This is a genomic window from Pedobacter steynii, from assembly GCF_001721645.1.
In the GTDB taxonomy this organism is placed as follows: Bacteria; Bacteroidota; Bacteroidia; order Sphingobacteriales; family Sphingobacteriaceae; genus Pedobacter; species Pedobacter steynii_A.
The window spans coordinates 4447186-4460898 of the sequence record NZ_CP017141.1 but is presented as its reverse complement, the minus strand read 5'-3'; the positions used below and the strand labels follow the sequence as shown (position 1 = coordinate 4460898).

14 protein-coding genes are annotated in these 13713 nt (G+C 39.9%); 8 read left to right on the top strand and 6 right to left on the bottom strand.

Annotated features, from left to right (window positions below):
* Positions 1–2: 2 nt before the first annotated feature.
* From BFS30_RS27775 to BFS30_RS18410, 6 genes are all read right to left on the bottom strand, one after another.
* Positions 3–164 carry a lmo0937 family membrane protein gene (locus BFS30_RS27775; protein WP_157262955.1) on the bottom strand — a complete coding sequence of 54 codons (162 nt, stop codon included), beginning with the start codon at positions 162–164 and terminating at the stop codon, positions 3–5.
* Positions 165–348: 184 nt separating this feature from the next.
* Positions 349–570: a DUF2795 domain-containing protein gene (locus BFS30_RS18430; RefSeq protein WP_008240955.1), complete on the bottom strand. Its 222-nt coding sequence runs from the start codon at positions 568–570 to the stop codon at positions 349–351.
* Positions 571–655: 85 nt separating this feature from the next.
* Positions 656–1204: a cob(I)yrinic acid a,c-diamide adenosyltransferase gene (locus BFS30_RS18425; protein WP_069380634.1), complete on the bottom strand. Its 549-nt coding sequence runs from the start codon at positions 1202–1204 to the stop codon at positions 656–658.
* Between the two features lie 9 nt (positions 1205–1213).
* A complete protein-coding gene (locus BFS30_RS18420; RefSeq protein ID WP_069380633.1) occupies positions 1214–1972 on the bottom strand; it encodes an ABC transporter ATP-binding protein in 759 nt (252 codons plus the stop codon).
* Positions 1973–2036: 64 nt separating this feature from the next.
* The gene (gene gatC, locus BFS30_RS18415) at positions 2037–2327 is read right to left on the bottom strand and encodes an Asp-tRNA(Asn)/Glu-tRNA(Gln) amidotransferase subunit GatC (RefSeq protein WP_069380632.1); all 291 of its coding nucleotides are present in this window, start codon (positions 2325–2327) and stop codon (positions 2037–2039) included.
* Positions 2324–3058 carry a lysophospholipid acyltransferase family protein gene (locus BFS30_RS18410; protein ID WP_069380631.1) on the bottom strand — a complete coding sequence of 245 codons (735 nt, stop codon included), beginning with the start codon at positions 3056–3058 and terminating at the stop codon, positions 2324–2326. Before BFS30_RS18410 ends, gatC begins: the two co-directional genes overlap by 4 nt.
* Positions 3059–3199: 141 nt before the next feature.
* Here BFS30_RS18410 and trpS point away from each other — a divergent pair, with 141 nt between their 5' ends.
* The 8 genes from trpS (at position 3200) to yidC (ending at position 13623) form a co-directional block, all read left to right on the top strand.
* Positions 3200–4198: a tryptophan--tRNA ligase gene (gene trpS, locus BFS30_RS18405; protein ID WP_069380630.1), complete on the top strand. Its 999-nt coding sequence runs from the start codon at positions 3200–3202 to the stop codon at positions 4196–4198.
* A 48-nt stretch (positions 4199–4246) separates the two neighbouring features.
* Positions 4247–4861 (top strand): deoxynucleoside kinase, encoded by a 615-nt coding sequence (locus tag BFS30_RS18400; protein ID WP_069380629.1) that lies wholly within the window; start codon positions 4247–4249, stop codon positions 4859–4861.
* 1 nt (position 4862) lies between these two features.
* Complete coding sequence (gene kdsB, locus BFS30_RS18395; protein WP_069380628.1) at positions 4863–5594, top strand: 3-deoxy-manno-octulosonate cytidylyltransferase; 732 nt, start codon at positions 4863–4865, stop codon at positions 5592–5594.
* Positions 5591–6139: a hypothetical protein gene (locus BFS30_RS18390; protein WP_069380627.1), complete on the top strand. Its 549-nt coding sequence runs from the start codon at positions 5591–5593 to the stop codon at positions 6137–6139. The genes kdsB and BFS30_RS18390 overlap by 4 nt, the downstream gene beginning before the upstream one ends.
* A gap of 341 nt (positions 6140–6480) precedes the next feature.
* Positions 6481–9261, top strand: a complete 2781-nt coding sequence (locus BFS30_RS18385) for an outer membrane beta-barrel family protein (protein ID WP_069380626.1) — start codon at positions 6481–6483, stop codon at positions 9259–9261.
* 1 nt (position 9262) lies between these two features.
* Entirely contained in the window at positions 9263–10024 is a 762-nt protein-coding gene (locus BFS30_RS18380; RefSeq protein ID WP_237028603.1) for a GLPGLI family protein, read from the top strand.
* Positions 10025–10180: 156 nt separating this feature from the next.
* Positions 10181–11797: a CTP synthase gene (locus BFS30_RS18375; RefSeq protein WP_069380625.1), complete on the top strand. Its 1617-nt coding sequence runs from the start codon at positions 10181–10183 to the stop codon at positions 11795–11797.
* Between the two features lie 20 nt (positions 11798–11817).
* Positions 11818–13623 carry a membrane protein insertase YidC gene (gene yidC / locus BFS30_RS18370; protein WP_069380624.1) on the top strand — a complete coding sequence of 602 codons (1806 nt, stop codon included), beginning with the start codon at positions 11818–11820 and terminating at the stop codon, positions 13621–13623.
* Positions 13624–13713 lie beyond the last annotated feature (90 nt).

Here is a 13713-nt window from a genome sequence, read left to right as displayed (position 1 = left end):
GATTATGCAGCCCTGTTGATGACTTTCAACAGGATCGCAATCACAGCAATCACCAGAAGCACATGAATTAAGTTCCCCACATTCGGACCGAAGCCTTGAAAAAAGAAGCCAATGACCCATAGTATCACTAGTACTACGGCTACTAAATAAAGTAAATTTCCCATAACGTTTAATTTTTAGATATGTTTTTTAGATAAAATGAAGAGAACTGTCAAACATTCTCATGACATTACATAAACAATCTTCGTTCCAAAAAGTTTACCTTAAAAAAATCGTACAGCAAATTGTACAAGAAAGGCCCCGTTATTCACAGGGCCTTTTAAATCATCATTAAGAAAATCTTAAAGATTAATATTCATCTTCATTGAAGAAGAAATCATCTTTAGTAGGATAATCAGGCCAGATTTCTTCAATGGTTTCATATGGTTCCCCATCATCTTCCAAAGCTTGTAAATTTTCGATCACCTCTACAGGCGCACCTGATCTTATACCGTAATCAATTAATTCGTCTTTTGTTGCAGGCCATGGAGCGTCTTCCAAATGCGATGCGAGTTCTAATGTCCAATACATATTTCTTATACTATTAAGTTATTCTAATTCGTTTCGCAAAAGTATATTAAAAAACATGAGCAAAACAAACTTTTTTTCAACCAATTTATAGTCGCGGAATCCAGATGTTTTCATCCGTTTTTGCATCTAAATTCAGTTTTCGTGCCAAAACAAATAAATAATCACTTAAACGGTTTAAATATATAGTCATTTTTTCGTCAACAAAGCTTTCTGAGGCCAAATGCACGGTTAAACGCTCTGCACGGCGACAAATACAGCGTGCAACATGACAAAAAGAAACCACAGTAGTTCCGCCCGGCAATACAAAATGTTTCAATTCAGGTAGCACTTCATTCATATCATCCATTTCCTGTTCGAGCAAATGGATGTCACTTTCGTGCAAATCGGGGATTTTCATTCTTGATTTCTCCGGATCTGCCGCAAGAGAAGCGCCCACCGTAAACAACCTGTCCTGGATTTCTTTTAGTATTTTCTGATGATGAACGTCAATATCCTGACACATGATCAGCCCGATATAAGAGTTCAGTTCATCTACAGTTCCATAACATTCTATACGCAGATGGAACTTAGGTACCCGGGTGCCTCCAATCAGGGAGGTTAGCCCCTTATCCCCGGTCTTGGTATATATCTTCATGAAGAAATATTAGCTTATTTTTTCAAAATCATCGCCTTTTGCCTCCAGCTTGGTGAGACGTGGAGAAACTGTTTTTACATCAGTATTCTGATAATCTTTTTCAATCAATCCATCGCGCATCCTGACGATACGGTGTGCATGCTGAGCGATGTCCTCTTCGTGCGTAACCAGAATAATGGTATTTCCCTTACTGTGAATCTCTTCCAGCAAACCCATAATTTCTATGGACGTCTTCGTATCCAGGTTACCTGTTGGCTCATCCGCAAGAATAATAGAAGGGTTGTTGATCAGCGCCCGTGCAACGGCTACCCTTTGGCGCTGGCCGCCGGAAAGTTCATTGGGTTTATGCGTAACCCTGTTGCCCAGGCCTACATTTTCCAATGCCTTCTGTGCCCTTGCATCTCTTTCCTTTTTATTTGCTCCTGCGTAAATTAATGGCAGCGCTACATTATCCAAAGAAGTAGAACGGGGTAATAAGTTAAAGGTCTGAAAAACAAACCCGATTTCTTTGTTACGCACCTCTGCAAGCTCATTATCTGTCATCTGGCTAACATTGATCCCGTTCAGCACGTAATCACCCTTGCTAGGTGTATCCAGACAACCAAGAATATTCATCAGAGTAGATTTACCGGAACCAGAGGGGCCCATCAATGCGACAAACTCTCCTTTATGTATATCCAATGAAACTGATTTCAGGGCATGGATTACTTCCGACCCTATCACGTACTTACGACCTATATCTTTGATGTTGATTAACGCTTTTTCCATTGAAATTTATTTATTCCTGTTTCGTTTTAGACAATCGGCCACCCCGGGATGTTACACTCTGCCCCTATTTTTCTATGATCTTTGGAACCATAAAGAAGTTTTCGTTGTGCCGCGCCGCATTCTTCAGTCCGTCTTCAACGGAAATCTCCTGCTTTATCTGGTCCTCACGCCATACATTCTCTTCAGCGTTCATATAAACAAGGGGGGCAACACCTGTCGTGTCCAGCTCATTGAGCTTTTCCATAAATGTAAGGATCTTATTCATATCCGTCATCAATGTATCGACTTCTTTATCTTCGATCGCGATTCTTGCCAGGTCTGCAACTTTATGTATCGTCTGCTTATCTATGGTCATGCTCTAATGAGTTTACTATTTATTAAATTAAAGATGCGATCCTTTAAAAAATCTGCATCTGCGATGGTTAAACCGGTTGTGTCCACTGGCTTATGGATGTAAATATCACAAATTCCCGGCGTACTACCATATTTTGAACCATCATCCCACATTTTTTTCCATACATCAGTCAGGCTGACTGCCACAACAGGGATATTCTTTTCAATGGCCAGGCGGAAAGGTCCGTTTTTAAAAGGATGCAATACCGGAGGATAATGTACCCCATCAATCCCTCCTTCGGGGAAGATAATGAGGCTCCATCCCTTTTCCAGCGTTTCACCGGCTCTCTTGAAAGCCCGGAATGCAGAAATTTTACTTTTACGGTCTACGGAAATGTCAATTGTGTTAAAGAAAATCTTCAATACCGGGTTGCTCCGAAGTTCGTCCTTCCCCATAAAATGAAATTTCCCCCTTGCCAGAATACAAAATACCATGATGTCCAGACTGGAAGCATGATTGGCGCAATAAATATAAGTCTGGTTCCGATCCAGCGGCTGTTCATAGGTAAACTTAAAGAATATTCCGCTCAGCCAGCTGCTCAGGATGCTGTTTACTTTGCGCAGCTGGTTTAAGGCTCCGTAGCCTTTGGGCGATTTCGCGGCGAGGTAATAAAAAGGATAGAAAAGTGCAGACAGCAACAAAATAACGGTTATCGAATAGAGGCGATGGGTGTGCTTAAGCAGGCGAATCATTGCGCCAAAACTACAAAAATTAAGCAGTAAGCCCGATGAAAACGTTCATGCAAATGTAAATTCAGGACAATAGCTATTTATAACGCATAAAAATAAAATTATAGGCAGACCTAATACCTGTTTTTTATTAATTTCGTCCCTATGAAAGAAACGGTAGTTAGCGGGATACGTCCTACAGGAAAATTACACCTTGGAAATTATTTTGGTGCAGTAAAGAACTTTGTAAAGATGCAATATGATTTCAATTGCTTCTTTTTTATAGCAGACCTTCATTCTTTAACGACCCATCCAACTCCCGGCGATCTTCATGGTTATGTAAAACATGTTTTAGTAGAATACCTGGCTTGCGGAATCAATCCCGAAGAAACCACCATCTATATTCAATCTGACGTTCCTGAAGTAGCAGAGTTGTATTTATATCTGAATATGAACGCCTATATGGGCGAATTGGAGCGCAGTACTTCATTCAAAGATAAAGTGAGGACACAACCGGACAATGTAAACGCAGGTTTGCTGACTTATCCGACCTTAATGGCTGCAGATATTCTGATCCATAAAGCAGTGAAAGTACCGGTAGGTAAAGATCAGGAACAACACCTGGAAATGACCCGTACTTTCGGGAACCGTTTCAACAGGCTGTATAATGCAGACTTCTTTCCGGAAGCTCAGGCCTTCAACTATTCTGAAAACCTGGTAAAAGTACCTGGTCTGGATGGAAGCGGAAAAATGAGCAAGTCTTCCGGAGAAGGCAATTGCATTTATTTATCAGACAGCCCGGAAGTGATCCGTAAGAAAGTTTCCCGTGCGGTAACTGATGGCGGACCAACTGAAGAGAATCAGCAAAAACCAGAGGCGATCCAGAATCTGTTTGACCTGATGAAAATCGTTTCTCCGGCAGATACCATGAAGCACTTTGATGACCTTTATAACAGCTGCGCAATTCGTTACGGTGATTTCAAGAAACAGCTTGCTGAAGATATGATTGTATTTAACACCCCTATCCGTGAAAAGATTGAAGACATTGCAAAAGACACTTCATACCTGCGTCAGGTAGCCAAACATGGCGCATTAAAAGCCAGAGAAAGTGCCCAGAAAACAATTAAAGAAGCAAGAGAATTAATCGGGTTCAGATCCTTTTAATCTTACTATTAATGATATAGCTATAACAGCTACCTTAAAATAAAATATATGCATATAGCTATAGTTGGAAACATTGGTGCCGGAAAAACCACATTGACAGGCTTACTGGCCAAACATTATGGCTGGGAAGCTTTGTATGAAGCGGTGGAAGACAATCCATATCTGGAGGATTTTTACAGCGACATGAAACGCTGGAGTTTTAACCTGCAGATTTACTTTTTGAATAGCCGTTTTCAACAGATTGTAGAGATTGAAAGCAATAAGCGCAATGTCATTCAGGACAGGACGATTTATGAAGATGCCCATATCTTTGCGGAAAACCTGCATGAAATGGGCCTGATGACCACCAGAGACCACCACAATTACCGGGCAATCTTTGAGAACATCACTTCATTTATCAAACCTCCTGATGTACTGGTTTACCTTCGTGCTTCTGTTCCTACCCTGGTTAACAACATCCAACGTCGCGGCCGTGAATATGAAGCCAGCATCCGAATTGATTATCTTTCCAAGTTAAATGAAAAATATGAAGCCTGGATTAAAGATTACAGTCTTGGGAAATTGCTTATTCTGGATAAAGACAAGCTTGATTTCACGAACAATCCGGAAGATCTTGGCAGTATTATTCAATCTATTGATGCGGAAATAAACGGATTATTTTAAGATGAAAGTATTAGGTGTTATCCCTGCCCGTTATGCCTCTACCCGTTTCCCGGGGAAACCGCTGGTAGACATTCAGGGGAAAAGCATGATCCGCCGGGTTTATGAACAGGCGGTTAAAGCTTCAGGAATAGACCAGGTTGTAGTTGCTACCGATGATGAACGCATCGCTGCAGAGGTGAAAAAATTTGGCGGGGAATTCATCATGACCGGCACGTCACATCAGAGCGGTACAGACCGCTGTGCAGAAGTTGTAGGGCAGGTTTCCGGCTTTGATGTGGTCATCAATATCCAGGGCGACGAGCCTTTTATCGATCCTGCACAGATTGACCTGCTCATCTCCTGCTTTGAAGACAGGGAAGTCCAGCTGGCAACCCTGATTAAAGAGATCCATACTGCCGAAGAATTATTTAACCATAATATTCCAAAAGTTATTCTGAACAACAAAAAGGAAGCGGTTTATTTTAGCCGGCAAACCATTCCTTATCTCCGCAATGCAGAAAAGGAAAACTGGTTAAAAACACATCAGTTCTATAAACACATTGGTATTTATGGCTATACTGTTTCTGCATTACTGGAAATTACCCAGCTTCCACCCTCTGCTTTGGAAATTGCCGAAAGCCTGGAGCAATTGAGATGGGTAGAAAACGGTTATGCCATTCAGACCAGGGTAACGGCCATAGAAACCATTTCCATAGATACTCCGGAAGACCTGAATAAAATCATTCGCTCATGAAAAACCGCTATACCTGCATCTTACTCTTTTTAGGATTTCTTGCGGCCTGCAACGGCAATAAGGGAACAGACGCTGCAAAAAGCTCAGGGGCTGATGCAGCGGGTTTCAAGGTGTTGAAACCTTTCAGTGACTCTGTAAAAGTGGATACGTTTAAAGTCGTACTTAATGGCGAATCTCCGAAAGATATGGTGATGAGCTTTAATATTATCGCGCATAACGGGATTAAAATCTATCAAAAAGATTTTAAGGCAACAGATCTTATAAAAAATTATGAATCGACACTTGATCTGAATAAGGAGTCGAAACAAAAGGAATTTATTCAACAGGAATTTAAATCGTTCTTTGAGGATGAAAACTTTTTGGAGCCGGCAGTAACAGAAAATGAAAGCCCTGACGCCAATACCCCTGATAAAAACTTTTTTAAGGAGTTAAAGCTATCCGGATTAAATGGTTTCAAATACCGTTTATCAAATGAGCAAAAAGTATATATTGCCTGGTCTGCCAGGGAACAGAAAGTGCTGCCTTACTATAGTTGCTGCAAATAACATTTTATAAAACTATCCACAGCATTCTGCCAAAAAAGGCTTCCTGGTACAAAAACAGCATATTTTTGTTCGTTTTATAAAAAAAGTTGAAAATTATATTGTGATTAAAATATATTTTACATTATATTTAGATAATCAAAATGTAAAGAACTAAAAATAAACAACCAAAACCAGCATATTCTAACCAAATATAATTTAACGAAGGTGCCCGGAAAATTCCGGGCATTTTTTATATCCGCTTAAATTTTCTCTCAAAAACCAATAATATTCCTAAAAATTAATACTTACAAAAAAATAGTTATTAGATTTAGGAACTCTCTAGGATTGTTACCCGGTAATTTATGCTGAAAAAATTTTTCATTTATATACTTTTCACTTTATTTTCTTTTACCGTTTTAGCACAAAGAGCAAGTATCAAAGGAATAGTTGCTGATACATTGGAGAAAAAGGTTCTGGAAAATAGCTCGGTGTTACTGCTCCGTTCTGCCGATTCTATATTGGTCAGAACAGTACGTGCCGATAAAGAGGGGCGTTTTGAATGGAGTAATCTGGCCAAAGGCGACTACAAGCTTCTAATCAGCTATCCGAAAATGGCCGATTATGTCCGTAATTTAAGGTTATCAGAAAATACAGTGCTGGATCTGGGCAGGATCAATATGGAGCTGAAATCCAAGCTGCTCAATGAAGTAGTCATCGCGGCAACAAAGAATGCCGTCCGCATGCGGGGTGATACACTTGTCTTTCAGGCCGATAGTTTTGCCGTACGCACCAATGCCAATGTACAGGAACTTTTAAAAAGACTTCCCGGAATAAATGTAGATAAAAACGGAACAATTAAAGCTCAGGGCAAGGAAGTAAAAACGGTGCTCGTTGATGGAGATGAGTTTTTCGGAGATGATCCCCTGCTGGCTACAAAATACCTCAAGGCCAATGCGGTGGATGAGGTTCAGGTATACGATAGAAAAAGTAAAACAGCAGAACTAACCGGCATTGATGACGGGATAAAAAATAAAACCATCAATATTAAATTAAAAGAGAACGCCAGGAACGGATACCTGTCTACTCTTGATGCCAATGCCGGCAGCTCCAATTTTCAGGATTATGGCGGAATGATGGGTATTTTTAAGAATAAACTCAAAACTGCCATTTTCGGCACTTATTCTACTCTGGACAATGAGTCCAAGATTAACAATTCCATGAGAAAATTAAAAGGCGAAGAGTATGATCAGATAGAGGTTGGTGATGATGGGAGCTCTATTATGTATTCTTCCGGCGGAGATGACGACGACGATTATTATTCTTCTACAGGAGGTTTACCCAGCAATCTAAATCTGGGAGCTCATTTCTCTGATAAATTCTATAGCAATAAAATGGGCCTGAAATTAAACTTCAAGGTCTTTGACAACAAGAACACCAATATCAAAACCTCCAATTCTCAGGAGCTCCTGCCCGATGGAAAACGTTTTTTTAGTCAGGGGAAAACCGACGACCGTTCCAAGGTTACCGGAGAAAACATCCGTGGTACTTACAACTATCATATCGATTCTTTGTCTACCTTAAAAATTTCTTTCGGACTGAAAAAGAACCGGAATTATACCGAATCCGGCACCATTAACGGAAGTAGCAGTGAAACCGGACAGATCATTAGTCAGAATAACCAGTCTAATATCGGAAATGGCTTCAGTGATACCTTTAATGGAAACATCAACTGGTCAAGAAGGTTCAAAAAAAAGGGACGGGCTTTGTCTATCGATATTCAGCCGGAAAATCTGAACAATAAAGGATTGGAACGAAGTTTAAACCATACCGAATATTATGATAACAATGGAAACTGGAACCGAAGTGAAGACATCAACCTGATAAAGAACAATTCGGGAACACAAAACTCTATCGGGACCAGGATCAGTTATGCGGAAACACTCACCAAAAGGTGGTCTTTGGAAGCAGGTTATACTTTCAAAACCATTTCTTCCAGCAGCAACAGACTTGTTCAGAATTATACTACCGGAATCAAAACAAAAATAGATTCCCTGAGTAATGACTTTAAATTCATCAATTTCTCGAACATTGGAAAAATGATTTTTCAGTATAAAGCAAAAAATTTCTCCATTTCCAGCGGACTGGAAGCCACTATTACAACATTTGAGCTGAAAGATCTTGACCTTGGCAGTAATTTTCAGCGCAAATACCTGAACCTTTCCCCGCGTACCAATCTGTATTATAAACTCAGCAACAATACCAGTCTCGCGGTGAATTACAATGGGTTTACCCAGCAGCCAAGTATTGAACAGATCCAGCCGGTAAGACAGATTAATAACCCCTTGTTTCAGGTGATCGGAAATCCACTGCTCAGGCCTTCTTTTACCAATAATTTCGGGGTTTCCTACAATAGCTTTTTAATGAACTCCGATCAGTATATCTCCGGGTACCTGAATTACGGTTTCACCAATAATGCAATTGCAAACTCAGAAAATGTAGATGAGTTCAACAAAAGGATATCCAGCTTCGTCAATCTAGACGGGAACAATTCCTTAAGCGGAAACGTCTATTATTCAAAAGGATTTTCCAAACTTCATTTCCGGATGGGCCTTGATATGAGTTTCTACAGATCCAACAATATCGCCATCATCAATGCAGTAAAAAACCGGACTGCAAACACACAATATAACGTCAAAGGCTCGTTTAACTATTATACCTCCAAAGTAGATGTCAGTTATTCGCCATCAGCAACAATTATGTATGGTAAATCATCCATCGGTGGCATTAATGACGGAAAAAGCATCACCCATAACCATGAATTTTCAGGTACGGTGCAGCTTCCTTACCGGACAGAATTCAACAGTACGGTTTCTGTTTCCTTAAGACCTGCAAATGCCTCTTTTGGCCAGGACCTGAATGTGGTGATCTGGAACAGCTATCTGGCCATGAAAATGGGTAAAGGTGAGGCCCTGGAACTTAAATTAACAGTAACCGATATCCTGAACCAGAAGATTGGATACAACCGTTTTGTTGGGGGTAACGTGATTAGTGAAAACACATTTAGCTATATTCCGCGTTATGTATTATTTGGTGTAAGCTGGAATTTAAGTGGTAATTTTACCAAAACTGTTGTTAACCCATAAGATGATGAAAAGGCTCGCTCCCTTCTTATTTTTTATCTGCACCTGTACAGGTATGAAGGCACAGCAGCTATTCATTCCTTATGGCAAGATCAGCTTTGAGAAAAAGATCAATCTGCAGCGAAGTCTGGCAGAGTGGGATATTCCCGATGAAGCCAAGGAAAAAATAAAAAAATATAAAGTGACGAACTGGGAATTGTCCTTTGACCGGACAAAATCAATTTTCAAATCCATAAAACAAGAGTCTGAGGACAACAACAACCTTTTTTTCGATTTCGCAGGAGAGCCGGAAAATGAGCTGTATGCTGATTATCAAAAACAAAGCAGGGTATTAAAAAAGAGAATCATGGGAGAAGATTACCTCCTGAATGATACCATCCCTAAGGTAGACTGGAAGATCATGCACGACGTGCGCAATATTGCAGGCTATGAATGCAGAAAGGCTATTGGCAGGATTAATGATACGGTTTATGTCGTTGCTTTTTATACCGATGAGATTTTATTAAGAGGGGGGCCGGAAGGATTCAGTGGATTACCGGGAATGATTCTTGGTCTTGCCATTCCCCGTTATTACACCACCTGGTTTGCAACTAAAGTCAATGCTTTCAGCAATCCCGTTGCAGATATTGTTCCACCTTCAAAAGGAAAGAAAACACAGACGGAAAAAGATTTCAGGAAATTGCTGGAATTATTTACCCGATATGATGAACAAAAAAAGGAAAAACCTGAGGACCTGAAAAAGCGGCTCTACGGTTTCGTCCTGTAACATTTTCAGCGATAAGCGCTTACCTCCACTTTTAGGCGTGCAATTTTATTTGTACAATTAGCCCTTTAGCTTCCGTTTTATTTGCTAACTTTGTATCCCGTACAAAAACAATAAAAGTAGCATAAAAGCTGCTTTTATATCAGAAACTCACAAAGCATGACTAAGTATATTTTTGTTACGGGCGGTGTTACTTCCTCATTAGGTAAGGGCATCATCTCCGCTTCATTAGCCAAATTATTACAAGCAAGAGGTTACAGTGTAGCCATTCAAAAATTTGATCCCTATATCAACATTGATCCGGGAACATTAAATCCGTATGAACATGGGGAATGCTATGTTACTGAAGACGGTGCTGAAACAGATCTTGACCTTGGTCACTACGAACGCTTTCTGAATGTCCCTACTTCACAAGCAAACAACATCACTACCGGCCGGATTTATCAGAATGTAATCAATAAAGAAAGACAAGGAGAATATCTTGGAAAAACGGTTCAGGTTGTTCCTCACATTACTGATGAGATCAAACGCAACATGCGCATTCTGGGCGATAGCGGCAAATACGATATTGTAATCACTGAATTGGGTGGAACTGTTGGCGATATTGAGTCTTTACCATTTATTGAAGCTGTACGTCAGTTCAAATGGGAAGAAGGTGCAAACAATGCCATCGTAATTCACTTAACGCTGATTCCTTTCCTGGCCGCTGCAGGTGAGCTAAAAACAAAACCAACACAACACTCTGTAAAAGCATTATTGGAATATGGTATTCAACCAGATATTCTTGTATGCCGTACAGAACATAGAATCAATGCTGATATCCGTAAAAAGATTGCCCTGTTCTGTAATGTAAACGTAAATGCCGTAGTAGAATCTATTGATGCGTCTACCATTTATGATGTTCCATTGCTAATGATGAAAGAGCAACTGGATAAAACAGTATTGAGCAAATTGAAGCTTGCTCAGAAGAACGAGCCGGATATGGAAAGCTGGAAAGATTTCCTTGGCCGTTTAAAAAATCCAACTGCTGAGGTGAAGATCGGTCTGATTGGTAAATACGTTGAGCTTCCTGATGCTTACAAGTCAATCATTGAATCTTTTGTACACGCAGGAGCTAAAAATGAATGTAAAGTAAAAGTAGAATACATCCATTCTGAAGGAATACATCCTGAAAATGCTAAAGAAAGACTAATGCACCTTGATGGTGTGCTGGTTGCTCCCGGTTTTGGAAGCCGTGGTATTGAAGGAAAGATTGACGCGATCCAATATGTACGTGAGCATGATGTTCCATTCTTTGGTATCTGTTTGGGTATGCAGTGTGCGGTAATCGAATATGGCAGAAATGTATTGGGTTTAAAAAATGCCAATACCACAGAAATTGATGAAAACACAGAAAATCCGGTAATCAACATGATGGAAGATCAGAAAAGTGTGACCAATAAAGGTGGTACCATGCGTTTAGGATCTTATCCATGTGATCTTAAAAAGGGAACCAAGGCTTATGCTGCCTATGGAAAAACCCACATCACTGAGCGTCACAGACATCGTTATGAATTCAATAATGATTACCTGGCTCAATATGAAGCAGGTGGAATGATTGCTTCAGGATTAAATCCGGATAGCCATTTGGTGGAGATTGTAGAGTTGAAAAACCACCCTTTCTTCGTAGGCGGACAGTTTCACCCGGAATTAAAATCAACAGTTGCTAATCCTCACCCACTTTTTGTTAAATTTGTCGCCGCCGCGATGGAATTTGCGAAGAAGAAAATAAAATAATACGAGTTTAAATAACAATAATGGATAGAAATACGTTTACAGGCCTGTTCCTGATCATGATCGTTTTGGCCGGTTCTTTTTACTTTTTTGGTCCCAGTCAGACTGAAATCAATAAAGAAAAGGAAAGAATTGCTGCAGATTCTTTGAAAAAAGTCGCAGCAGCCACAAAAACTACTGCTCCCTCAACCGCAGCAGCCACAACTCCTGCAGTTGATTCAGCTACATTATCAGGACCTTTCGGTGGCAGCATCGCAGGTACTGTTCAGACTACTGTTCTTGAAAATGAGAACCTGAAGTTGACGCTAACCAATAAAGGTGGTAAAATCTTATCTGTAGAGGTAAAAGATCAAAAAACCTATGACGGTAAGCCGGTCATCTTATTTGACGGAAACCAGAATAAGTTTGGCTTAAAAATGAATATTGCCGGTAAAGAAGTAAATACCAATGATCTTTATTTTACGGCTACAAAAACCGGAAACCTGGTAAGTATGCGTGCGAATTACCTGGGTGATAAATACATTGAGTATACTTATGACCTGAAGCCTAAAAGCAATAACGTGGCCTTCAATATCAACCTGAATGGTTTAAATCAGGTGATTCAAACAGACTCTGTAGCCCTGAACTGGGAAACTACACTACTGGAGCAGGAGAAATCAGGTAAAAAAGAGAAAGAGCATGCTGCTCCTTTCTATAAATACGTAAATGAAACTCCTGATCATTTGAGCATTGCTAAAGATGAAACTGAAGAGTTGAAAAAAGGAAAGATCGAATGGTTCTCCTTTAAACAACAGTTTTTCTCTGCGGTATTGATCCCTAAAGTAGCTTTTGAAAGCGGAAAACTGGGTGTTACCGTATTGACTCAGCCTGGTGAAATCAAACGTTATGCGGCAGATATGAAAATGCATTTCGGACAACTGGCTTCGCAAAATTATGCGATGGATTTCTACTTCGGTACCAATAAGTTCGATGTATTGAAAAAGCAGGGTCACGAAATTGAGAAACAGGTAGATATGGGTTACTGGCCATTGAAATACATCAACAGATTTATTGTACTGCCGGTATTTAAATTTTTGGAAGGTTTTGGATGGAACTATGGCCTGATCATTCTGATCCTGACCATTCTTTTGAAAGTAGCGATGTCTCCTTTGACTTACAAATCATATATCTCGATGGCTAAGATGAGAATTCTTAAACCGGAGATGGATGAGATCAAGGCTAAGGTTGGCGATGATAACCCTACCCTATTACAACAGGAATACCTGAAACTCTACAAACAGGTGGGTGTAAATCCTTTGGGAGGTTGTTTACCAATGCTCCTTCAGCTTCCTTTTGTAATGGCCTTCTTCTTCTTTTTCCCGAACTTATTCGAGTTAAGAGGAGAAAGCTTCCTATGGATGAAAGATCTTTCCACTTATGATGATTTCATCAAATTTGGTTTCACCATTCCATTTATCGGAGATCACCTGAGTCTGATGTGTGTGTTGATGACGATTTCAACATTGATCTATACTTATTTCAACAACCAGATCTCTGGTGCAACCGGACAGATGAAGTACATCGGATACATTATGCCAATCATTTTCTTAGGCGTACTGAACAGCTATCCATCAGGATTAAACTATTATTACTTCCTGGCAAATATGTTGACTTTTGCTCAGCAGTTCCTGATCAAATCTATGGTTGATGATGAGAAAATTCACCGCACTTTACAGGAGAACAAAACAAAACCTGTAGAAACAAAAAAGAAATCTAAATTTCAGTCGAGATTAGACGATTATATGCGTCAACAACAACAAACGCAGATCCAGTCGAAAAAGAACAAATAGTCTTTTACAGACCTTAAAAAGCACCCTCAGGGGTGCTTTTTTTGTTTAATGACCTTTCATTATTGTAAAAATTTGGTTCGTAATGAGAAT